The organism is Rahnella sp. ATs2 (assembly GCF_051851855.1).
Lineage (GTDB): Bacteria > Pseudomonadota > Gammaproteobacteria > Enterobacterales > Enterobacteriaceae > Rahnella > Rahnella variigena.
This window is the reverse complement of sequence record NZ_JBLYPL010000018.1, coordinates 26,650-49,178: the sequence shown is the minus strand read 5'-3', so window position 1 is coordinate 49,178 and position 22,529 is coordinate 26,650. Positions and strand designations below refer to the sequence as shown.

General features: G+C 53.3%; 23 protein-coding genes. 20 read left to right on the top strand and 3 right to left on the bottom strand.

Annotated features, from left to right (window positions below):
- Positions 1-4 precede the first annotated feature (4 nt).
- Positions 5-745 carry a flagellar basal body P-ring formation chaperone FlgA gene (gene flgA, locus ACJY2G_RS18720; protein WP_165929041.1) on the bottom strand — a complete coding sequence of 247 codons (741 nt, stop codon included), beginning with the start codon at positions 743-745 and terminating at the stop codon, positions 5-7.
- Positions 746-909: 164 nt separating this feature from the next.
- Here flgA and flgB point away from each other — a divergent pair, with 164 nt between their 5' ends.
- The 11 genes from flgB (at position 910) to flgL (ending at position 11,163) form a co-directional block, all read left to right on the top strand.
- Positions 910-1,320: a flagellar basal body rod protein FlgB gene (gene flgB / locus ACJY2G_RS18715; protein WP_112289799.1), complete on the top strand. Its 411-nt coding sequence runs from the start codon at positions 910-912 to the stop codon at positions 1,318-1,320.
- Positions 1,321-1,326: 6 nt separating this feature from the next.
- Positions 1,327-1,731 (top strand): flagellar basal body rod protein FlgC, encoded by a 405-nt coding sequence (gene flgC / locus ACJY2G_RS18710; protein ID WP_112289801.1) that lies wholly within the window; start codon positions 1,327-1,329, stop codon positions 1,729-1,731.
- Between the two features lie 11 nt (positions 1,732-1,742).
- On the top strand, positions 1,743-2,447 hold the full coding sequence (gene flgD, locus ACJY2G_RS18705; protein ID WP_112289802.1) for a flagellar hook assembly protein FlgD: 705 nt from the start codon (positions 1,743-1,745) through the stop codon (positions 2,445-2,447).
- A gap of 84 nt (positions 2,448-2,531) precedes the next feature.
- Positions 2,532-3,776: a flagellar hook protein FlgE gene (gene flgE / locus ACJY2G_RS18700; RefSeq protein WP_112289804.1), complete on the top strand. Its 1,245-nt coding sequence runs from the start codon at positions 2,532-2,534 to the stop codon at positions 3,774-3,776.
- A 35-nt stretch (positions 3,777-3,811) separates the two neighbouring features.
- Positions 3,812-4,567 (top strand): flagellar basal body rod protein FlgF, encoded by a 756-nt coding sequence (locus tag ACJY2G_RS18695; protein ID WP_112289805.1) that lies wholly within the window; start codon positions 3,812-3,814, stop codon positions 4,565-4,567.
- Between the two features lie 21 nt (positions 4,568-4,588).
- Positions 4,589-5,371 carry a flagellar basal-body rod protein FlgG gene (gene flgG / locus ACJY2G_RS18690; protein WP_120163011.1) on the top strand — a complete coding sequence of 261 codons (783 nt, stop codon included), beginning with the start codon at positions 4,589-4,591 and terminating at the stop codon, positions 5,369-5,371.
- A 217-nt stretch (positions 5,372-5,588) separates the two neighbouring features.
- Positions 5,589-6,293, top strand: a complete 705-nt coding sequence (locus tag ACJY2G_RS18685) for a flagellar basal body L-ring protein FlgH (protein WP_120163010.1) — start codon at positions 5,589-5,591, stop codon at positions 6,291-6,293.
- A gap of 10 nt (positions 6,294-6,303) precedes the next feature.
- Positions 6,304-7,410, top strand: coding sequence for a flagellar basal body P-ring protein FlgI (locus ACJY2G_RS18680; RefSeq protein ID WP_120163009.1), 1,107 nt, complete (start codon positions 6,304-6,306; stop codon positions 7,408-7,410).
- Entirely contained in the window at positions 7,410-8,378 is a 969-nt protein-coding gene (gene flgJ / locus ACJY2G_RS18675; RefSeq protein WP_120163008.1) for a flagellar assembly peptidoglycan hydrolase FlgJ, read from the top strand. The genes ACJY2G_RS18680 and flgJ overlap by 1 nt, the downstream gene beginning before the upstream one ends.
- Before the next feature lie 142 nt (positions 8,379-8,520).
- Positions 8,521-10,173: a flagellar hook-associated protein FlgK gene (gene flgK, locus ACJY2G_RS18670; RefSeq protein ID WP_129639904.1), complete on the top strand. Its 1,653-nt coding sequence runs from the start codon at positions 8,521-8,523 to the stop codon at positions 10,171-10,173.
- 27 nt (positions 10,174-10,200) lie between these two features.
- The gene (flgL, locus tag ACJY2G_RS18665; RefSeq protein WP_120163006.1) at positions 10,201-11,163 is read left to right on the top strand and encodes a flagellar hook-associated protein FlgL; all 963 of its coding nucleotides are present in this window, start codon (positions 10,201-10,203) and stop codon (positions 11,161-11,163) included.
- A 307-nt stretch (positions 11,164-11,470) separates the two neighbouring features.
- Here the strand turns inward: flgL and ACJY2G_RS18660 are convergent, their stop codons facing one another.
- Both ACJY2G_RS18660 and ACJY2G_RS18655 read right to left on the bottom strand, forming a co-directional pair.
- Positions 11,471-12,166 (bottom strand): CidB/LrgB family autolysis modulator, encoded by a 696-nt coding sequence (locus tag ACJY2G_RS18660; RefSeq protein ID WP_112289818.1) that lies wholly within the window; start codon positions 12,164-12,166, stop codon positions 11,471-11,473.
- Entirely contained in the window at positions 12,159-12,563 is a 405-nt protein-coding gene (locus ACJY2G_RS18655) for a CidA/LrgA family protein (RefSeq protein WP_430320114.1), read from the bottom strand. The genes ACJY2G_RS18660 and ACJY2G_RS18655 overlap by 8 nt, the downstream gene beginning before the upstream one ends.
- A gap of 372 nt (positions 12,564-12,935) precedes the next feature.
- Between ACJY2G_RS18655 and ACJY2G_RS18650 the strand changes: the two genes are divergently transcribed.
- The 9 genes from ACJY2G_RS18650 to ACJY2G_RS18610 all read left to right on the top strand — a co-directional run bounded on the left by ACJY2G_RS18650 (position 12,936) and on the right by ACJY2G_RS18610 (position 22,528).
- Positions 12,936-14,504 (top strand): ABC transporter substrate-binding protein, encoded by a 1,569-nt coding sequence (locus ACJY2G_RS18650; protein WP_430320115.1) that lies wholly within the window; start codon positions 12,936-12,938, stop codon positions 14,502-14,504.
- Positions 14,504-15,556: an ABC transporter permease gene (locus ACJY2G_RS18645; protein ID WP_430320116.1), complete on the top strand. Its 1,053-nt coding sequence runs from the start codon at positions 14,504-14,506 to the stop codon at positions 15,554-15,556. Before ACJY2G_RS18650 ends, ACJY2G_RS18645 begins: the two co-directional genes overlap by 1 nt.
- Before the next feature lie 21 nt (positions 15,557-15,577).
- On the top strand, positions 15,578-16,441 hold the full coding sequence (locus ACJY2G_RS18640; protein WP_430320242.1) for an ABC transporter permease: 864 nt from the start codon (positions 15,578-15,580) through the stop codon (positions 16,439-16,441).
- Positions 16,431-17,300 (top strand): ABC transporter ATP-binding protein, encoded by an 870-nt coding sequence (locus ACJY2G_RS18635; RefSeq protein WP_430320117.1) that lies wholly within the window; start codon positions 16,431-16,433, stop codon positions 17,298-17,300. The genes ACJY2G_RS18640 and ACJY2G_RS18635 overlap by 11 nt, the downstream gene beginning before the upstream one ends.
- Positions 17,293-17,970 (top strand): ABC transporter ATP-binding protein, encoded by a 678-nt coding sequence (locus ACJY2G_RS18630; protein WP_430320118.1) that lies wholly within the window; start codon positions 17,293-17,295, stop codon positions 17,968-17,970. Before ACJY2G_RS18635 ends, ACJY2G_RS18630 begins: the two co-directional genes overlap by 8 nt.
- A 341-nt stretch (positions 17,971-18,311) precedes the next feature.
- On the top strand, positions 18,312-18,965 hold the full coding sequence (locus ACJY2G_RS18625) for a response regulator transcription factor (RefSeq protein WP_112289827.1): 654 nt from the start codon (positions 18,312-18,314) through the stop codon (positions 18,963-18,965).
- A gap of 32 nt (positions 18,966-18,997) precedes the next feature.
- Positions 18,998-20,533, top strand: a complete 1,536-nt coding sequence (locus tag ACJY2G_RS18620; RefSeq protein ID WP_430320119.1) for an EAL domain-containing protein — start codon at positions 18,998-19,000, stop codon at positions 20,531-20,533.
- Between the two features lie 653 nt (positions 20,534-21,186).
- The gene (locus tag ACJY2G_RS18615) at positions 21,187-21,672 is read left to right on the top strand and encodes a fimbrial protein (RefSeq protein ID WP_112289852.1); all 486 of its coding nucleotides are present in this window, start codon (positions 21,187-21,189) and stop codon (positions 21,670-21,672) included.
- A gap of 97 nt (positions 21,673-21,769) precedes the next feature.
- Complete coding sequence (locus tag ACJY2G_RS18610) at positions 21,770-22,528, top strand: fimbria/pilus periplasmic chaperone (RefSeq protein ID WP_430320120.1); 759 nt, start codon at positions 21,770-21,772, stop codon at positions 22,526-22,528.
- Position 22,529 lies beyond the last annotated feature (1 nt).

Sequence of the window (22,529 nt, the reverse complement as noted above, 5' to 3'; positions counted from 1 at the left end):
AGGGTTAAATCTCCACTGTCACAGAGCCGTCCGGGCCGACCATCCCGTTCACAATCACGCCTGACGGCATTCTGATCCGCACCGAGTCATTCGCTGCTGCATTATTCATCGCCTTTCCGGCACTCGACACATTGAATCCACTGCCTGTTGCCTGAACCTGCACTTCCTGTCCTGCATGCACCATCCACGGACGTCGTAACATCGAAAGCGTTAACGGCTGACCAATGCTGATATTGCGCAGCGTAATGCCGTTAATCGCCTGTTTGCTGTCGAGAATGGCCTTCGGTGGCAATAAATCCAAACGGCCTGTTTTTTGCTGCAAATCCGTTTCTGCCAGATGCGCGCCCGACGGCACATTTTTCGCCGCGACCCAGTAGGTGCCGCTGACCTGTACCTTGGTCTGCACATAACTCTTTTGCCCGTTACAGTTCACCGCCACTGACACATTGCCCCAGGTACGGCTGTTGGGCGAAAGCATAAATTGTGGTGACAAACACTGGGGCTGACGCGCCGCAGGTGTGGTGACCAGCACCGTCACCTGCATTCCGCTTTGCGAATATTGCTGGCGGAAGAACTGCTGGATTTGCGAGGACAGCAGTGTATCGCTGTTCGCCGAAGCTGGCACGCTTGTGACCTGCTCGTTTTTCACGGGCACAGACTGTGCATAACTCGCCGCACCGGATGTCGCACCCAAAAAGATGCAGCCCAGTGTGATACCGAAACGACGGATTCTCTGCCTGTTCATACGCAATTCACCTTTGTGCCAACTTACTACTGGTGACAAGTCTACGCGCACTTTTCAATTCCTAAAGGAACAAATAGCGGACGATTTTGCGCTTATTCAGACGATAGGCAGTTGACACTCGCATTTATGCTGTCGACTCCAAAATCTCACTTTGCGGAGGGCGCATGCTCGACAAATTGAACGCCGCACTACAGTTCCAACAGGAAGCGCTCAACCTGCGTGCCCAGCGGCAAGAAATACTTTCAGCCAATATTGCCAACGCCGACACCCCAGGGTATCAGGCGCGCGATATCGATTTCGCCAGTCAGTTGCAGAAGGTGATGGAGCAGGGGCGCGCGAGTGGCAGCGGTATGTCTTTAGCGTTGACATCCGATCGCCATATTCCGGCGTCGAACGTCCAGCCTGCAGATATGGATCTGATGTATCGGATCCCTGACCAGCCGTCAGCCGACGGTAACACGGTCGATATGGATCGTGAACGTACTAATTTCGCGGATAACAGCGTGCGCTATCAGACCGATTTGACCGTCCTCGGCGGCCAGATCAAAGGGATGATGTCGGTGCTGCAAGGATAATAACCCATGTCAATGCTCGGTATTTTTGATATCGCCGGTTCTGCGCTTGCCGCGCAGTCTCAGCGCCTTAACGTCAGCGCCAGTAACATGGCCAACGCCGACAGTGTGACCGGCCCTGATGGCCAGCCGTACAAAGCGAAGCAGGTTGTTTTTCAGGTGGATGCGGCACCGGGGCAGGAAACGGGCGGCGTGAAAGTGGCGCAGGTCGTTGATGATCCGTCTCCGGACCGCCTGGTCTTCCAGCCGGGCAATCCGATGGCGGATGCCAAGGGCTATGTGAAGATGCCAAACGTAGATGTGGTCAGCGAAATGGTGAACACCATCTCCGCTTCCCGCAGTTATCAGGCCAACGTCGAAGTGCTTAACACCACCAAGTCGTTGATGATGAAAACCCTCACTCTGGGGCAATAGCGGAGCGAAACATGGCCATTACCACGTCGATTAATGACACCACAGACAACACCACGATCACCAGCACCAGTTCTGGCGGTTCGTCCACTACGGGCGCCAGTTCTGCCGATGATTTATCCAGCAGTTTTCTGACGCTGTTAGTCGCACAGCTGAAAAACCAGGATCCGACCAACCCGATGGATAACAGTCAGCTGACCAGTCAGCTGGCACAGATCAGCACCGTGAGCGGGATTGAAAAACTCAACACCACACTCGGCAGCATTTCGGGACAAATCACCAGCGGTTCTTCCGTACAGGCCAGCTCCCTGATTGGTCACGGCGTCATGGTATCCGGCAGCGCCATTCTGGTCGGCAGTGACACTGACGGCACCGTCAGCACCACGCCATTCGGTTTTGAGCTGGAAACAGCGTCCGATACCACCACGGCCACCGTCAGCGATTCCACCGGCAAAGTGGTGAAAACCATCTCGCTGGGAGGCCAGACCGCCGGTGTTCACAGTTATACCTGGGATGGCACGCAGGACGATGGCACCAAAGCACCGGATGGCGGCTACACCTTCAGCATCAATGCCCTGAACAACGGACAGCAAATGGTCGCGACACCGCTTAACTATGCGCTGGTCAATGGTGTCACCACCAGTTCATCAGGCACCACGGCGCTGGATCTCGGGGTGCGGGGAACCGCTTCCGTCGATTCAGTTCGCCAGATTTTATAAGCCGTTGGCTCACTTCCTTTGCAGGAAGAAGAGCTGAAATCCTTAACTTCATGCAGCAACTACACACAGAAAAATGGAGCTAACATGAGCTTTTCCCAAGCAGTCAGCGGCCTGAGCGCGGCATCCACCGACCTGGACGTGATCGGTAACAACATCGCCAACTCCGCCACCGTGGGGTTCAAAACGGCGACCGCTTCTTTCGCCGATATGTTTGCCGGTTCTCAGGCAGGCATGGGCGTTAAAGTCGCGGCTGTTACGCAAAACTTTAACGATGGCACCACGACCAACACTTCACGTGGCCTGGACGTGGCGCTGAGCGGCAACGGTTTCTTCCGTCTGGCCGACAGCAGCGGCACGGTTTATTACTCGCGTAACGGCCAGTTCTCCCTTGATGCTAACCGCAATCTGGTGAACTCGCAGGGTCTGAGCGTGACAGGCTATCCGGCAACGGGTACGCCACCGACCATCGCCGCCGGTGCGCAGCCTACCGCGCTGAGCGTTCCGACCACCATGATGAGTGCGAAAGCCACTACCGCAGCCACCATGGTCGCTAACCTGAACTCTACTGACACGGCTATTCCGGCAGCGAAGACGTTCAATGCTAACGACGACACCACGTACAACTACGTCAACAGCATCACCACCTATGACTCTCAGGGTAACGCGCACGATAACAACGTGTACTTCGTGAAAACCGCGTCTAACAACTGGGATTTGTACTCACTCGACAGCAGTGTGGCCGGTTCTGCCGCCACCAAAATGGGTACGCTGCAATTTGATACCAGCGGCGCACTCGCCAGCGCAACCCAGGCTGACGGCACTGTCAATGCTGACGGTTCCCTGCCGATCGTGATGAATACCTCCACCAACGGCACCGTGACGCCGCAGTCTGTTGGCCTGAACTTCACCGGCAGTATCCAGCAGAGCACCGGCAGCGACAGCATCGGTTCCCTGACGCAGGACGGTTACGCCGCGGGTCAGATGACCGGCTACACCATCAATGATGACGGCACCATCACCGGGACTTACTCCAACCAGAAAACGCAGCTGCTGGGACAGATTGTCCTGAGCTCATTCTCTAACCCGGAAGGCCTGCAATCTGAAGGGAACAACGTGTGGACGGCAACGTCTTCTTCCGGTCAGGCCGTTAACGGTGTGGCAGGCGCGGGTGGTTTTGCCAGCATGACCAGTGGGGCGCTGGAATCTTCCAACGTCGATCTGAGTGCTGAACTGGTGAACATGATCGTTGCTCAGCGTAACTATCAGTCGAACGCGCAAACCATCAAAACTCAGGACTCCATCCTGAACACGCTGGTTAACCTGCGTTAAGACGCTCTATTTTACTTTGAGAACAGGGCAGCACTATGGATCACGCTATCTACACCGCGAGCGGCGCAGCGAGCCAGACACTGGTTCAGCAGTCGGTCACGTCAAGCAACCTTGCTAACGCCAATACACCCGGCTTTCGCTCGCAACTTTTAGCCATGCGCGCGGTGCCGGTGGAAGGTCAAAGCCTGCCGACCCGTACGCTGGTCACGGCGTCCACGCCGGGCGCAGACATGACGCAAGGCAAACTTAACTACACCGGCCGTCCGCTGGATGTGGCTTTACAGCAGGACGGTTTCCTTGCGGTGCAGATGCCTGATGGCACTGAAGCTTATACCCGTAACGGCGACATGCAGGTGTCACCGACTAACCAGCTGACCGTACAAGGTCATCCGGTGATGGGGGATAACGGCCCGATCGAGGTTCCGCCGAATTCACAGCTGACGATTTCTGCGGACGGCACTATCGCCGTGCTCGAAGCCGGCGCTGACCCGAACACCATGGGGCAGCTCGGTAAGCTCAAGCTGGTGAAAGCCGCAAACAGCGAAGTGACCCGTGGCGACGACGGCATGTTCCGTCCGACCCCGGCCACGGCGCTGGCGCGGGGTGCCGCTCTACAGGCCGACCCGACGATTCACGTGATGCCGGGAACACTTGAAGGCAGCAACGCGGATCCGGTCTCGACCATGGTCGACATGATTGCCAACGCCCGCCGCTTTGAGATGCAAATGAAAGTCATCCACAGCGTCGATGAAAATGAACAGAGTGCCAACAATCTGCTGTCAATGAGCTGATGATGGCAGAGGAGTAATGACATGATCCCATCGCTGTATATTGCGAAAACCGGTCTGGATGCCCAGCAGACCAACATGGACGTCATCGCCAACAACCTGGCGAACGTCAGCACCAACGGCTTTAAACGCCAGCGTGCGGTATTTGAAGACCTGCTTTATCAGACAGTCCGCCAGCCAGGTGCGCAGTCTTCTGAGCAGACCAACCTGCCATCGGGTTTGCAGATTGGTACCGGTGTGCGTCCGGTTTCTACTGAACGTCTGTTCTCACAGGGCAACCTGTCGCAGACCAGCAACAGTAAAGACATCGCCATCAAAGGCGAAGGTTTCTTCCAGGTGCAGCTGCCGGACGGTACCACCGCGTATACCCGCGACGGTTCTTTCCAGGTGGATCAGAACGGTCAGCTGGTGACGTCGAGCGGCTATCAGGTGATCCCGGCCATCACTATTCCGACCAATGCGCTGAGCATGACGGTCGGTCGTGACGGTATCGTCAGCGTGACCCAGCAGGGGCAGACGGCGGCACAACAAGTCGGCCAGCTGACGCTGAGCACCTTCATCAACAACAGCGGTCTGGAATCCATGGGTGAAAACCTTTATCAGGAAACCCAGAGCTCCGGCGCGCCAACCGAAAGTACTCCGGGACTTAACGGTGCCGGCCTGTTGTATCAGGGTTATGTCGAAACCTCGAACGTCAACGTGGCGGAAGAGCTGGTCAACATGATCCAGACGCAGCGCGCTTACGAAATCAACAGTAAAGCCGTGTCGACCTCGGATGAAATGCTGCAGAAACTTTCGCAGCTGTAAGTTTTCAATTCGTCATAACTTTTAGTACGTAACAACTTTTTGTACGTCATTACTTTTAGTACGTAACAACAAAGTGAAAGTGGCTGTCGCGGGTTCGGGCAGCCACAAAAAACAAGAGGACTGGGGCCTGACGGCATCAGTCCTGAACCGGTTCAGATCCCTACCAGGTCGATTTTTTTAAGGCGAAACTGTGGTGAGCAAAAAAATAACGTCGGTAATGACTTCTTATACAGACCGACCAGGCAAGCTGGTGCTGCCGCTGTTAATCACGTTACTGGCGAACGGCTGCGCGTATATGCCGCATACCCCGCTGGTACCCGGAACCACCACAGCGACCCCTGCGCCCGCCGCACCGCCGGTGCCTAACGGTTCGATTTTCCAGTCCGTTCAGCCGATGAACTACGGTTATCAGCCTCTGTTTGAAGACCGCCGTCCACGTAACATCGGGGATACTCTGACTATCGTCTTGCAGGAAAACGTCAGTGCGAGCAAAAGCTCCTCGGCGAACGCCAGCCGCAACGGGTCAACCACCTTTGGCGCCGCCACTACGCCGCGCTACCTGGAAGGGCTGTTCGGCAATGCCCGCGCCGATCTGGATATGTCCGGTGCCAATACCTTCGCCGGTAAAGGCGGCGCAGCAGCCAATAACACCTTCAGCGGCACCCTGACCGTGACGGTCGCGGAAGTGCTGGCTAACGGCAACCTGAAAGTTGTCGGTGAAAAACAAATCGAAATTAATCAGGGAACCGAATTCATCCGGTTCTCCGGTGTGGTCAACCCGCGCACCATCAGTGGTGCAAACGCCGTTATCTCCACGCAGGTGGCAGATGCGCGCATCGAATACGTGGGTAACGGCTACATCAATGAAGCGCAGAACATGGGCTGGTTGCAGCGGTTCTTCCTAAACTTATCGCCGTTATAACGAGGCAATCATGCGAAAACTACTTTCCGGTGTTATCTGTCTGGCGATGTCCGCCCTGGTGGCACTGCCTGCATCCGCCGACCGTATTCGTGATCTGACGACGGTACAAGGCGTGCGTGATAACGCCCTGATCGGCTACGGGCTGGTCGTCGGCCTCGACGGAACCGGTGACCAGACCACGCAAACCCCGTTCACCACCCAGACGCTGACCAACATGTTGTCTCAGTTAGGGATAACCGTTCCGGCCGGCACCAACATGCAGTTGAAAAACGTGGCCGCCGTGATGGTGACTGCCAAAATGCCAGCGTTCTCGCGTGCCGGACAGGCGATTGACGTCGTAGTTTCCTCTATGGGTAACGCCAAAAGTATTCGCGGCGGCACCTTGCTGATGACGCCGATGAAAGGCGTGGATAACCAGGTTTACGCGCTGGCACAGGGTAATGTGCTGGTTGGCGGAGCGGGCGCTTCTGCCGGTGGCAGCAGCGTAACGGTTAACCAGGTGTCCGGCGGCCGAATTACCGGCGGTGCAACCATCGAACGTGAATTGCCAAGCACCTTCGGCACCGAAGGCGTGATCAACCTGCAACTTAACGATGAAGATTTCAATCTGGCGCAGCAGGTCAGCGACGCCATTAACCGTCAGGGGATGGGCACCGCGTCGGCGCTGGATTCCCGCAATATTCAGGTTATCGTGCCGCGCGGCAATACGTCGCAGGTGCGCATTCTGGCGCAGATTCAGAATATCGAAGTGAATGTCGGGCCGATGGACGCGAAAGTGATTATCAACTCCCGTACCGGTTCGGTGGTGATGAACCGCGATGTGACGCTGGATAACTGTGCGGTTGCGCAGGGGAATCTTTCTGTGGTGGTCGATCGTCAGAACGATGTCAGCCAGCCAAACACGCCGTTCGGCGGCGGTCAGACCGTGGTGACGCCAAACACCAATATTTCCGTGCGTCAGTCCGGCGGCTCTATTCAGCAGGTGCGATCCAGCGCCAGCCTGAACAACGTGGTCCGTACCCTGAACGCGTTAGGCGCGACGCCTATCGACCTGATGTCCATTTTGCAGGCCATGAAAACAGCCGGCTGCCTGCGTGCTGATTTGGAAATTATCTGATGAGCGATCTGATGTCGATGTCCGGTGCTTTCGACCCGCAAGGGGCGGCGTACGATGCGAATTCCCTCAACAAACTGAAGCGGGATGTGGGACAAAATCCGCAGGCGCATCTCAAAGAAGTGGCGAAACAGTTTGAAGGCGTCTTTGTCCAGATGATGCTGAAAAGTATGCGTCAGGCATTGCCGCAGGGGGGCATTCTCGATAACCAGTCCACCAAACTTTATACATCGATGTACGATCAGCAAATTGCGCAGGACATGTCCGACAAAGGGTTGGGCATGGCCGATATGATGGTGGAACAGCTGACCGGCGGCTCTAAACAGCCTTCGGAACTGTCCGGTACGGTGCCAATGGCGCTTGACGGTGAAGTGCTGAAAAGTATGCCGGTGCAAGCGATGGAACAGTATCTGCGTAAAGTCATTCCGACCGCCCCGGACCGCACCACCGGTGGCGCGCCGCTGCCGGCTGACAGCGGACAGTTTGTGTCCAGCCTGAGCATTCCGGCGCAGGTGGCGAGTAAAGACAGCGGGATTTCGCATCAGTTGATCATGGCGCAGGCCGCGCTGGAATCCGGCTGGGGACAACGCGAAATTCCGACCGCCGATGGCAAACGCAGCTTCAACCTGTTTGGTATCAAAGCGGGCAGCAGCTGGGATGGCCCGACCACCAATATCACGACTACCGAATACACCAACGGCGTGGCGAAAAAAGTCCAGGCCAGTTTCCGCGTTTACGGCTCTTACGTGGAAGCCATCAGCGATTACATCAAACTGCTGACCAGCAACCCGCGTTACGCCCAGGTCGCCTCCGCCAATACCCCTGAACAAGCCGCGCATGAACTGCAACGTGCAGGCTATGCCACCGACCCGAATTATGCCGACAAACTGGTCAGCGTTATTCAGAAAATCAAAGGGGCAGGCGAGCAGGCGGTTAAGGCTTATGGCCATGATTTAAAAGATATCTTTTAGATCCCCAAATCCTCGTTTTTTTTCTCAAGTTTTGGCGGTGCAGGCCGATAACCAGATCAGAATGGGAAAAGGGGAAAGCCCCGATTCAGTTCCCTTAATTACACGGTGGTAAAAAAGGTCACCGGCAGACAAAAGGTCACTCATGTCCAGTAGCTTAATTAATACCGCAATGAGCGGACTGAACGCAGCGCAGGCCGCGCTCAGTACCACCGGGAACAACATCGCTAACGTCAGTGTGGCCGGTTATAACCGTCAGACGGCGATCATCACCCAGAGCAACGGCAACTCCACCTCCGCCGGTTACATCGGTAACGGTGTGACCGTGACCGGCGTGAACCGTGAATACAATTCCTTTGTAGTGACCCAGTTGCTTGGCGCCAGCGCCACCGGCAGCGCGCTCTCAACGCAGCTGGATCAGGCAAGCTCAATTGATGACCTGCTGGGCGACAGCTCAACCGGCATCGACGCCACCATGTCCACCTTCTTCAAAGGCCTGCAAACCCTGACCAGCAATGCCAGCGACAGCTCGGCACGTCAGGCGGTACTGGGCGAAGCGCAGGGCTTAACCGCGCAGTTCAACAGTTCAGCGAAATACCTGAACGACATGAACACCGCGGTGAATCAGCAGATCACGCAGAACGTTGACCAGATCAACACCTATGCGGCGCAGATTGCCAAACTGAACACGCAGATCACGGCAACCCGTGGCAGCACCGGTCAGGAACCTAACGCACTGCTCGATCAGCGTGACCAGCTGGTCAGCCAGCTGAACGACATTACCGGTGTGACCGTGACACAGCAGGACGGCGATACTTATAACGTCTCCTTTGCTAACGGCACGCCACTGGTGAGCGGCGGCAACTCTAAAACGGTGGTGGCGGTGGCTTCCAGCGCGGATCCGTCCAAACTGACCGTCGGTATGACTCAGCCGGACGGCACCGTTTCTGAAATTCAGGAAAGTCGTCTGACCACCGGATCTCTCGGCGGCACACTGGCGTTTCGTAAAGACAACCTCGAGCCGGCCATTAATCAGCTCGGGCAGCTGGCGCTGACCTTCTCTGACGCGTTCAACAGCACCAACAAAGCCGGTTTTGATCTCAACGGTGACGCAGGGACAGATTTCTTCTCTTACACCGGCGCAACGACCGTAGGTAACACCAAAAACACCGGCACCGCCGATGTCAGCGTGGCGTACAAAGATACCACCGCGGTGAAAGCCAGTGATTACACTATGGCCTATAACGGCACCAGCTGGGATGTGACCCGCGTTTCCGATGGCGCAAAAATCACGCCAACGGCAGGCACCGACAGCAGCGGCAATCCGACCATGGAATTCGACGGATTATCGGTTTCTGTTTCCGGCACGCCATCGACCAATGACAGCTTCACCATCAAAACCGTCAGCAACGTGGCGGGAAGTATGGGTGTGGCGATCACCGATTCTTCACTGATTGCCGCTGCCAGCGCAGCCGACAGCGGTGTGAGTGATAACACCAACGCGCAAAAATTACTGAACTTGCAGACCGCCAAACTGGTGGAAGGCAAGTCTACGCTGTCCGGTGCTTACGCCAGCCTGGTGAGTAACGTCGGGAACCAGGTGGCGACACTGACCACCACCAGCACCGCGCAAAGCAATATCGTGACGCAGCTGACGACGCAACAGCAGTCTATTTCCGGGGTTAACCTCGATGAGGAATACGGCGATCTGCAACGTTATCAGCAATATTATCTGGCTAACGCGCAGGTGGTGCAGACCGCATCCACCATATTCGACGCCATTATAAATCTCCGCTGATCCCAGAACTGATAAGGAACTGATGCCATGCGCCTTAGTACCAATATAATTTACCAACAAAACATGGATGCGGTGCTGGATGGGCAGAACCGTTTCCAGGCGACCGGTTTACAGCTGTCTACCGGCTCGAAAGTCAGTAAGCCTTCTGACGATCCGCTGGCGGCTTCACAGGCCGTGCTGGTGCGTCAGGCGCAGTCTGAAAACAGCCAGTTCTCTGTTGCGCGTACTTTTGCTAACCAAAGCATGAGTCAGGAAGAATCGATTCTGTCGAGCGTGACGTCCACCATTCAGGATGCGCAGACGCTGATCGTGCAGGCCGGTGATGGCTCGCTGAGTGACGATGACCGTTCTTCTCTGGCCACCAAGCTGGAAAGTCTGAAATCGCAGTTAGTGAATATGGCGAACAGTACCGACGGTAACGGGCGCTATATTTTCGCCGGTTACAAAAGTGATACCGCGCCTTACACACAGGATCCGACCACCGGTGCGGTGACGTATTCCGGCGGCGATACGGCGATCACCCAGCAGGTTGATGCCAGCCGTACCATGACCATCAACCATACGGGTAATCAGATTTTCAACTCCCTGACCGGTGATGCGAAGAAAGAGCCAGACGGCACGACCGGCGAATCCGATATCTTCAAGACGATCGACGGCGCACTGACCGCACTGAAAACGCCTTCAGCGGATTACACCTCGGATACTGAATATTCCGACGCGATCGATAAAGCCAACCGTGGCCTGAGCAACTCCCTCAACAACGTGTTGTCCGTGCGTTCCGAGCTCGGTACACAAATGAGTGAGCTCGACAGCCTCGATACGCTCGGTGATAACCGCGACGTGACCAACTCCACCAAGCTCAGCAATCTGGTTGATACCGAGTGGACCTCAGCGATTTCCACCTACACGCTGCAACAGGTTGCCCTTCAGGCGTCGTACAAGACCTACAGCTCCATGCAAGGTATGTCGCTGTTCCAGATGAACTCGTAATCCCTCCGGCGCGCCAGCACCGTGCGCCCGTTTTATCCTCTTCATAATCTGCTGCCAGTCCGCAAAATGCGGGCCGGCAGGCATTTTTCTGACTGTACTTAAACCGGGTACTTTCAGCTTTGTATGTCGTCTTTCTAAGGTTTGGCGACATACATCTTTTTCCTCGTCCTGCTTCGAATCGTCTCAGCGTTGGCTGCGTCTGCTCCCCCGAATCACTGACTTATTGTCAGCTCATCGGGACTCACAGACTTGCCGCCTTGATCCAATCCGAACTATTTTGAGGGGCGTAGAGTGAGGTGATTATTCGTTAATGACCAAACATGGCGAGTAATACGGGGAACAGGAACGGGGCGAGGAGGGAGGTGATGATCCCGCAGATGACCAGCGCCAGGGAGCTGAAGGCGCCTTCCTGATAATCCATTTCTGCGCAACGGGCGGTGCCGAGGGCGTGTGAGGCGGTGCCCATTGCCAGTCCGCGTGACGCTTTGGTGGTGATTTTTAATATGTTCAGGATCGTATGACCAAATACGGCGCCAAGGATCCCGACGAAAATCACACAGACCGCGCTGATGGCCGGAATGCCGTTAATGGACTGTGCCGTCGCCATCGCAATCGGTGTGGTGACGGATTTCGGTAACACCGAGGCAGCAATCTGTGGTGTTGCCCCCATCCATAATGCAATGGCGGTGCCGGTGGTCATCGCCACGACGCTGCCGATAAAGCAGATGCTGATGATGGATTTCCAGCGGGCGCGGATCTGATGCAGCTGTTCGTACAGCGGAAACGCCAGTGCCACTACAGCCGGTTGCAGCAAATCATTGAGAATTTTACTGCCGGCGAAATAGCGGGCGTAAGGAATATGGGTCACCAGCAGTAACGGGATAATCACCACCATCGACATCAGTAAGGGATTCAGCAGCGGCATTTTAAGTTTGATAGCCAGTTTGCGGGTGGCGAAAAAGACCAGCAGGGTCAGCGGCAGCGACCACAAAATATCAATCATTTTCTTTCTCCGCTTTGTCTGTCACCACGCCGCGTTCACCGTGGATATAGTGGGAACAATACGCGACAACCAGTAACACGATAATCGTACTGACCAGACACGACACCACCAGCGGGCCGAACTGCGTGCGCAGCTGCTCGTAATAGTTCATCACACCGACGCCGATGGGCACAAACAGCAGCGCCATATAGCGGATCAGAATGTTGCAGCCGGGTTTGACCCATTTAAACGGCAGAATTTGTGTGGAAAGCAGAGCGAATAAGATCAGCATACCGATAATGCTGCCCGGAATCGTCAGCGGCAGAAGAGATGAAATGGCATTCCCGGCGAATAAACACAGATAAATCAGAATAAATGCCCGGATATATTGGAATGCCAGAGAAGTTGCAGTGCTCATGGTGTTTCACCCAGTTGAATGATGCATTCATCATACAATTAAGATGTGATCTGCGCCACATAACTCAGTATGAAATTTAGGAATGAAGTGTATGCCAAAACCGCAGGGTTTGGCTGCTGAAATTACTCAGATCCCTCGTATAATCAGGCGCTGATGGCCCCTGTATCAGGGGCAGCTGCTTTGCCTGAACTCGTCCCCGTTTGTACAGTAACAATGCCCCGCCAGAGCCCGTCCTGCGGCTTTAATAACCAATCAGATAACGTTATTCAAAATTAGCATAACGATAGTATTTATCAGACTTTCTGGCACCCATAAGAAACTTTACACTCAACAAAACTTTAGCAATTTCGCTACTTTGGAGAGTCTGACCTGATGAAAGCTTTATTACCGTCCGTCCTGTTTACGGCTATTGCGGCTACTTTCGCGGTTCAGGCCGCCACACCGCCGGACACGCTGGTCATCGCCCAGTCCATTGATGACACTTCCAGCTTTGACCCGGCGCAGGGCTTTGAGCTGACCACGGTTCAGGCTTTCAACAACATTTATCAGCGTCTGGTACAGTCAGATCCTAATAACCCGATTGATCTGAAACCCACGCTGGCGAGTTCCTGGGAAGCGGGCAAAGATAACCGCAGCCTGACGTTTACCCTGTCGCCGAAAGCCGTGTTTGCCAGCGGTAATCCGCTGACCGCCGATGACGTGATTTTCTCGCTGTCGCGCGTGGTGAAACTTAATCTCGAACCTTCTTTCATTCTGACTCAGCTGGGCTGGACTGATAAAAACGTCGATACCTTCCTGACGAAGGTGGATGATCAGCATGTGAAAGTCAGCTGGACTGCTGATGTCAGCCCGTCTTTCGTGCTGAGCCTGCTGTCTGCGCCGGTATCCTCGATTGTCGACAGCAAACTGGTGAAAGCTAACGCGACGGCTGACGACCTCGGTCATCAGTGGCTGAGCAACCATTCTGCCGGTTCCGGTCCGTATCAGATCCGTAACTATATTCCGCATGAAGTGGTGATCCTCTCCGCCAACCCGACGTCTCCTGAAGGCGCGCCGAAGCTGAAAACTATCCTGATTAAAAACGTACCGGATCCGGCTGCTCGCCGTCTGCTGATTGAGCAGGGCGATGCGGATATGGCACGTAACCTCGGTTCGGATCAGATGGCGGCGCTCGAAGGCAAAAAAGGCGTAAAACCGCTGGCCGTGCCATATGCGTCACTGTACTTCATGCAGTTCAACGCCAAAGCGTCTCCGGCGCTGGGCAATCCGGCCTTCTGGGAAGCGGCGCGTTACCTGTTCGACTACAACCACATCGCGCATGACCTGATGAAAAACCAGTTCCAGGTGCATCAGGCCTTCCTGCCGGAAGGTTATCTGGGGGCGCTGAACGATACGCCATACACTTACGATCCGGCCAAAGCCAAAGCGATTCTGGCGAAAGCCGGGCTGACAAATGTCAGCTTCACACTGTCTACCGCCAACCAGCCGCCGTATCTGGACATCGCTCAGGCGCTACAGGCCAGCTTCGCGCAGGGCGGCGTGACCGTTAAACTCGATCCGGGTTTAAGCTCGCAGATTTCCACTAAAGTGAAAGCGCATGAATACGACGCTTATATGTCTTCATGGGGCCCGGACTATTTTGACCCGAACACCAATGCTTCCGCGTTTGCTTTCAATCCGGAAGATGGCAGCAAAACGCTGGCATGGCGCGCCAACTGGTCGATTCCTGCGCTCAATAAACTGACGCTGGCGGCGATTGCCGAGCCGGATCAGGCTAAACGCGTGGCGGATTATCGTCAGCTGCAACTGGAAGTGCAGAAAAACTCACCGTTTGTCATCGGTTTACAGGCTAAAAGCCTGATTGCCGTGCGTGACAACATTAAGGGCTACGTGCAGGGCATCAACCCTGACATGGTCTTCTACAGCAAGGTCACCAAGTAATGACAGACAGTTCAACACCCGCCGGATTCGTCCGGCAGGGTTGGCGCTGGTCAGGCCGTCTGCTGACCGGCGTGATTTCGCTGGCGCTGACGTTGCTCGGCCTGCTGGCGTTCACCTTTACGCTTTCCCATCTTGCCCCGATTGACCCGACACTTCAGGTGGCGGGCGATCACGCCAGTGAAGCGACCTATGCGCAGGTGCGTCGTGATTTAGGTCTCGACCAGTCGGTACCGGTGCAGTTCGCCCGTTATCTGGATCATCTGGCGCACGGCGATATGGGGATTTCCCGCATTACCGCGCAGCCGGTCGCCAGCGATTTGATGCGCACTTTCCCGGCGACCGTCGAACTGGCCTCCTGCGCCATTCTGCTTGGCGGGTCGCTCGGCATTTTGCTGGCGCTGCTGGCGGTCTGGAAACCTGGCAGCTGGCTGGATAACGCCGCCAGAATGGTGTCGCTGCTCGGGTATTCCGTGCCGATATTCTGGCTGAGCCTGCTCGGCCTGTTGCTGTTCTACGCCGTGCTGCACTGGGCGGGCGGGCCGGGGCGGCTCGACGACTTATATATGTACACCATGACGCCGCGCACCGGATTTGTGCTGATTGATACCTGGCTTTCCGGCGACCGCGACATGTTCTACAACGCCATCAGCCATTTGTGGCTGCCGGTAACCGTGCTGGCGATGTTGTCGATGGCGGGCATTACCCGTCTTCTGCGCGCCTCGATGCTCGGTGAAATGAACAAAGAATACGTGATTCTGGCGCGTTCCAAAGGCGCGGGCAGGGCGAGGGTTTTACTCTGCCACGTCTTCCCGAATGTGCTCGGAACACTGATCACCGTGCTTTCGCTTTCCTACGCCAGCCTGCTCGAAGGCGCAGTACTGACCGAAACCGTATTCGCCTGGCCGGGCGTCGGACGTTATCTGACTACCGCGCTGTTCGCGGCAGATACCCCAGCTATCCTTGGCTCGACGCTGCTGATCGGTACCTGTTTCGTGCTGCTGAACGCACTGGCTGACGCCCTTACTTATTTGCTCGATCCGCGGACCCGGTAGTTTTCGCTTATGACACAACAAATGATCCCTGAACAGCCTGCGCAGGTCGAAGTCGAGACTAACGTCTGGAAGCCTGCGCGACGCATTACCACGCTGAGCGTCGGTCTGCTGCTGGTCGCCATTCTGGTGCTTACCGCGCTGCTCGCACCTTTACTGGCACCGTTTGATCCGAACATTCAGCACATCGAACTGCGCTTACTGCCGCCTTCACATCAGCACTGGCTGGGCACCGACGGTTTTGGCCGCGACCTGCTGTCCCGTGTGATCTACGGCGCGCGTCCGACGCTGCTGCTGGTGTCACTGATCCTGGTGCTGACCATTCCGGTCGGCCTGCTGATCGGCATCAGCGCCGGTTATATCGGTGGCTGGTTCGAGCGCATTCTGATGCGTCTGACCGACATCGTGATGTCATTGCCAAGTCTGGTGATGGCGCTGGCACTGGTGGCTATTCTCGGTCCAGGCCTGATGAACGGGGCGCTGGCGCTGGCCTTTACCAGCTGGCCGCCGTTTGCCCGTCAGGCAAGGGCGGAAACCCTGGCACTGCGCCGCAGCGATTATCTGGCCGCCGCGCGTATGCAGGGCATCGGCGGATTGCGCCTGATGTTTGGCCACATCCTCCCGCTGTGTTTACCGAGCGCCGTGGTGCGGGCCGCACTCAGCCTCGGCGGCATTATTCTGGCATCCGCCGGTCTGGGCTTTCTGGGCATGGGTATTCAGCCGCCGACAGCGGAATGGGGCTCGATGGTTGCTGAAGGCAGTAAAGTAATTTTCGACCAGTGGTGGGTCGCCGCTGCACCGGGCGGGGCGATTCTGTTTGCCAGCCTGGCTTTCAACCTGCTGGGCGATGGCCTGCGTGACAAAATGGATCCACGACATGGCAACTGATTCCTTAAATACCGACAAACTTGTCGCGAAAGATCTCACCATTTATCTGCCGGGCGAACGTCCGCTGGAACTGGTGAAATCCCTTTCACTCAGCGTCGGGCAGGAACGCGTGGCGCTGGTTGGCGAATCCGGTTCCGGTAAATCCCTGACCGCCCGTGCGCTGATGGGGCTGCTGCCGCATCCGTGTCAGCTGCGTGCTTCGCAACTGACGCTGGGCGATAACGACCTGACGACGTTAAAGGAACGCGAATGGAACAAACTTCGCGGCAACCGTGTTTCGATGGTGATGCAGGATCCGAAACATGCGCTGAATCCGACGCAAAAAATCGGCAAACAGGTCGAAGAACCGCTGCGTTTGCATACGCGTCTCGGGCGTAAAGAGCGTCAGGAAAAAGTAGCCGACATGTTGAATGCCGTCGGTTTGCCCAATCCGGCTTTTCTGCAACAGCAATATCCGCATCAGCTTTCCGGCGGGATGGGCCAGCGCGTGATGCTGGCGATTGCGCTGATCAACGATCCGCAGTGGCTGATTGCCGATGAACCTACGTCAGCGCTGGATTTTGACATGCGCGAACAGGTGCTGGGCTTAATCCAGCGTCTGGTCGAACAGCGCAACATGGGGCTGATCCTGATCAGCCACGACCTGCAACAGGTGGCGCACTACTGCGAGCGCGTGCTGGTAATGTACAAAGGCGAACTGCTCGATGAATTGCCTGCAGATCAGCTGGCACATGCCACGCATCCGTATACCCACACGTTATGGTCGTGCAGACCGAGCAAATTTACCCACGGCGAACGCCTGCCGGTGCTGGATCGCGCGCTGCTGGCCTCTTTAAAACAGGAGCCGAATCATGAGTGAGGCAATTGCTGAACTGCATCAGTTGAGCGTGTCCCACCGTCAGGGCGTTGAAGTCCGCACCGTGGTACATAACGTCAACCTGACGATTAATAAAGGTGAGTGCTTCGGGCTGGTCGGGCCGTCCGGTTGCGGTAAATCTTCTCTTTTGTGGGTACTGGCGGGGCTTAACGGTTACTGGGACGGCGGTCTGACGCTGCTCGATCATAAAGTAAAACCCGGCAAGCCGTTCACCGGCAGTCTGCGCCGTGACGTACAGATGGTGTTTCAGGATCCGTACGCCTCGCTGCACCCGAAACACAAGTTGCTGCGCACGCTGGCTGAGCCATTAAAAATTCTCAAAGAGCAGGATATCGAACAAAAGATTGCTGAAGGATTCCGTCAGGTCGGGCTGGATACGGCGCTGATGCACCGTTATCCGCATCAGCTTTCCGGTGGCCAGCGCCAGCGCGTGGCGATTGTGCGCGCGCTGTTGCTTAAGCCTAAGCTGTTATTGCTCGATGAACCCACGTCTGCGCTCGATATGTCAGTGCAGGCGGAAATCCTTAACCTGCTCAACGATCTTAAAGCCAGCAGTGACCTGACCATGATTCTGGTGAGCCACGATGCGGACGTGATTGACCATATGTGCGACAGAGCCGTACATATGGCAAAGGGACTTGTTCTGAGTTAATTCGCTGAGGAGCCAGCCGAGCTGCTCACTGTCAAAATTCACCCCCAAACTGGCCTGCTGAGGCCAGCTTTGGCAGCAAAAAAATTCCACCCGGTTTAATTTCAATAAGAACATTCCTAGTTACCATTCTATTGCTATCTTGTTTAAACTTTGTTTAGTAAGGATTCTGGCAGATTTTTATCCTGAAATAATACAAACATCTGACATTATTTGGGATATTGCCCACGCTCGCTGGTTTTTTCGAAATTATTAACCTAATCTTAAAATTTATTCCCAGATCAAAATTCCAAAAGTGGCTTGATAAAATAAAGCGAGGATTTAATCAAAGTAAGGAATAATTAATGGCGTGGAAAAGAAGAGAGAAAGTGGCAATTATGGAACCACTTTCGATGGTCAGTGATGTAATGTCGCAGATCCTGAGAGAAGAGAGTGACATTATTATTGAAGGCACACTTTCTAATTTCATATCCCTCAAGTCTTTGCTGGAATTACGAAAATTGGATGTGGTTTTCAGTGAGGTTTATGATGTCAATACGTCTATTATTGAAGGCCTGGATTTCTTAAGAAAACTTAAAGCACAATTCCCCGCCATTGATATGATTATTCATACTGAAATAGAAATTCCTGCTTTACTGATTCAGAGTAATGCAGATGCTATCTATATGAAACAATTAGGCGTTGAGGGCTGCCGTGCTTCCGCAGCGCAAATCCTTAATGCAACGAGCATGGTGAGCGTACTCTTTTACGAAGACAGGAAACTTCGTTACGATTTCGAAATGCTAAGCGATTATGAATGGGAAGTGCTGATTATGTTCAGCCAGCAAATGAGCATTACTGAAATTGCGACGAAAATGAAAACCCAATATCGACGCATCAGCCGGGTGAAGCACATCATTATGGATAAACTTAAAGTGAGTAATAATGTGGCATTCAGTCAGTTCATGGCACTTGCCGGAAGCAAGTTTGGCGAGTATCCGCCGGTTTCTTTAAAATAATATTGCATCAATACTTTCATTTCAGGCACACCATGAAAACCGCAAAATCTGTTGGCCGGCCTTTATTATTTCTGTCAGGTACCTTGCTGGTAGCCACATTTATCCTGATTGTCACACATCTCGTCATCGCGACGTATGATCGCGACTATCTGGCTTCCTATGCCCGACACATCATGACGCGCGGACTGGAAGTTGCTGATGAGTCCGGTAAAATCGTCAGTAAAGTGAATGCCATACGCGATGAAACATGCAGTGATAAATTTCTCGATGAAATTCGTTATCTCTCATTTACCTCGGTATTTATCTCAGACATTGGCTACATCCGTGATCACCAGCTGAAATGTACGGCGATGCGCGGCCGTTTACCGGAGCCGGTGACGATGTCGGTGCCCGATGCCATCACCCGTTATGGTCAGCGCATATGGACATCCTTCAGCGGCATTGTCGACCCGCGGATCACCGCCGATATGATGGAATCGAAGAACGTTCTGCTTTTCCCGACACCGGCTGCATTTCGTGACATTTATGTTCCATACAACGGCTTCGGTGCCGTGCTGATCAACCACCGGCACGACCATGTCTTCAGGCTGTTTGGCGACACCGCCGGACTGGTGCGGGATGTTAACGAAATCCAGGGTTTTGCGTGGTGGTACAAAGCCCGGTTCACGGAATGCAGTAATCGATATGATATTTGCGTGATGGCCAGAAATACTCAGATCGGACTTTTCTCTCTTTCAGCCACGGCGACTGTCTTTATTATTCTGGCAGCATTAGCAGCCGGTGGAATGTTTACCTTCGCACTCCTGCAATACATCAGTAATACCCGTTCATTACAGAATAAACTCAGGATGGCGATCAGCCGGGATGACATTTATATCAACTATCAACCCTTTGTGGATATTGATACCGGCAGGGTGATTGGGTACGAAGCGCTGGCCCGCTGGAAAGAGGTAAACGGCGACAATATACCACCGGATGTATTTATCAAACTGGCTGAGTCGACACATCAGATTAAGGCGCTCACCCGGTCTGTCGTCAAGCGGACGCTGACAGAAATCGCACCACTCTTGCGGGAGAATAACGCTCTATTTGTGAGTATTAACATCACTACCGCGGATGTGACTGAGGCGGATTTCAGGGTGTTTCTCGAAGAAGAGGTCGATAAAAGCAGGCTTCATCGGAAGCAAATCGTCTTAGAAATCACGGAACGTTCGACGGCAGACCATCGGCTGCTCAAAGAGTCATTAGCCCGGCTGAGAGATTACGGCTACCGCATTGCGCTGGATGATTTCGGTACCGGTTATTCAAATCTGGATTATCTGAGCAAGTTATCGTTTGATTTTATTAAGATTGACAAGATCTTCACCGATTCTGTTGGCAGTCAGTCAGTCAGTTTCAAAATGCTGAAAATGATGCTGGAAATGCTCGCCCAGACCGGTGCGACCATTATTGTGGAAGGAATAGAAGAACAGCATCAGGCGGACTTTTTCCTGAAAGAATATCCACGCATTGTCGGACAGGGCTGGTTTTACGGCAGGCCGGTGGATATTGATAAAATCACTTCCTGAGCGTGTCAGACAGGGGCCTTGTGCCCCTTTTTCTTTGTACCTCCATCATCGGGTCAATCCGCTTTATTTTCATCTCTCATGATTTCCATCTTCTATCTCGCATCTGCTTGTCTAAAGCACATCAATATCGCCATGGTTTTCCCATTTGAGCGTTTTTAGTGATTCTTGAGCGACATCAATATTTACGCAGTCCTGACATAAATATCATTCTGAAAATATTCAATCTGGTTGTAATTGATATTTCCGGTTAAATAACACGCCGAATGATTATTTTGCGATCTGTTAATCATCTTAATGGCGCAGTTTATAGGCGGGCGTTTAATTATATTTAGAATATTCCTAGTTAAGAAATCGTAAGGCTGGAATATGTTTTTGAGATGTTAATGAAAATTGCAGATTATTTCTCTGGCAGGAAAACGGATCTACATCAATTTAGTGGATTAGTGTATGAAATAACTCATACCAGAAGAATAATTCACTAATTTATGCGTTTTTGACGAGATTGATTGCCGAAAAAGGTCGTGACTTTATAGTGACTAGCACTGGCAGCGTACCCGGCGAAGGGACCTGCCAGAAGGAAATTAATCTAACGGAGAAAAGACGTGAATAAGAAAATTTTAGTGGCTTGTGGTTTACTGGTAGCGGGTTATTCAATGACGGCATCTGCCGTATCTGATAACACTATTTCGTTTCAGGGCGAAGTCACTGATGAAACCTGTTCATTGACCGTAAATGGTAATGACACTGCGCCAATTATTTTATTACCTACTGTCTCAACGTCTGATTTATCTGCGTCAGGTGACGTAGCGGGCGCGACGACGTTCGAAATGGGTGTGAGTGGTTGCACAGGTAGTACTGACTCAACAGCTATTAGCACGGTATTTGTCGGCAATTTGGTTGAAACGACCAATGGCACTTTAGGTAATACTGGTACAGCAGAAAACGTAACAGTTCAAATTCTGGATACAAAAGGCACTGAGATTGACTTAAGTTCAACCTATACGGCCGAAGGCGATCTGACTTTAGCTGCAGGTGACACGGCTTCGACCGCGACATATACCGCTCAATATTATGCGACTGATGTTGCTACAGCAGGTACTGTTGCGGCTTCACTGCAATATGCAGTGACTTATCAGTAAGCGTTAAATAATCGCAAGATGGCAGAACGCTGCCATCTTATTTTATATCATGCGGCGTGCCACTGATATCCGATAAAATTATAAGTTTAATGTTCATATGTTTAATAATCGCAATCTGATTAAAAAAACAACTGGTTTATTTCTGTTGTTGATATTATCACTATTCTCTGTAATGGCATCTGCCAGTGTCACTATGATTGGCAACCGGATTATTTACCCCTCAGATAACGCTTCAGTAGACGTTGAATTTCGTAATAAAGATATCATTCCTTATGCCGTGCAAACATGGCTGGATGATGGAGATACTGAGTCAACACCCACAACAGGTAAGGCTCCGTTTTTTGCTTCGCCGGCACTCTTTCGAATTGCAGCAAACGGCGGACAGGTGCTCCGTATTGCCTTTAATGGCAGCGTGAATTTGCCGCAGGACCGGGAATCTGTTTTTTACTTTAATTTTCTGCAAATACCCCCGGTGAATGCGGGTGAAGTAAGTGCTCAACAAAAGAATAAAATGCTAATCATGTTAAAAAACCGTGTGAAGGTTTTTTACAGACCCGTTGCCATTGCCTCCGGAAGTAAAACATTTTTTGATGAAATTAATGTCACTTCTCAATTAAAAAATGGCGGGACAGTCATCAATATTGAAAATCACTCTCCATTTTATGCATCAGTGATTGATGTGAGAATTAAACATGGAAAACAGGTTTACAAACAAAAAACGGAAATGATTGCGCCGTTTTCCAAAGGAAGCGTTCTGTTCAAAAAAATCCAGGATATTAAAGGTGCGACAGTAATTGTTGATTATCTCAATGATCAGGGTGCAAGGATGAGCCACGAATATGAAATTAGTCACTAAT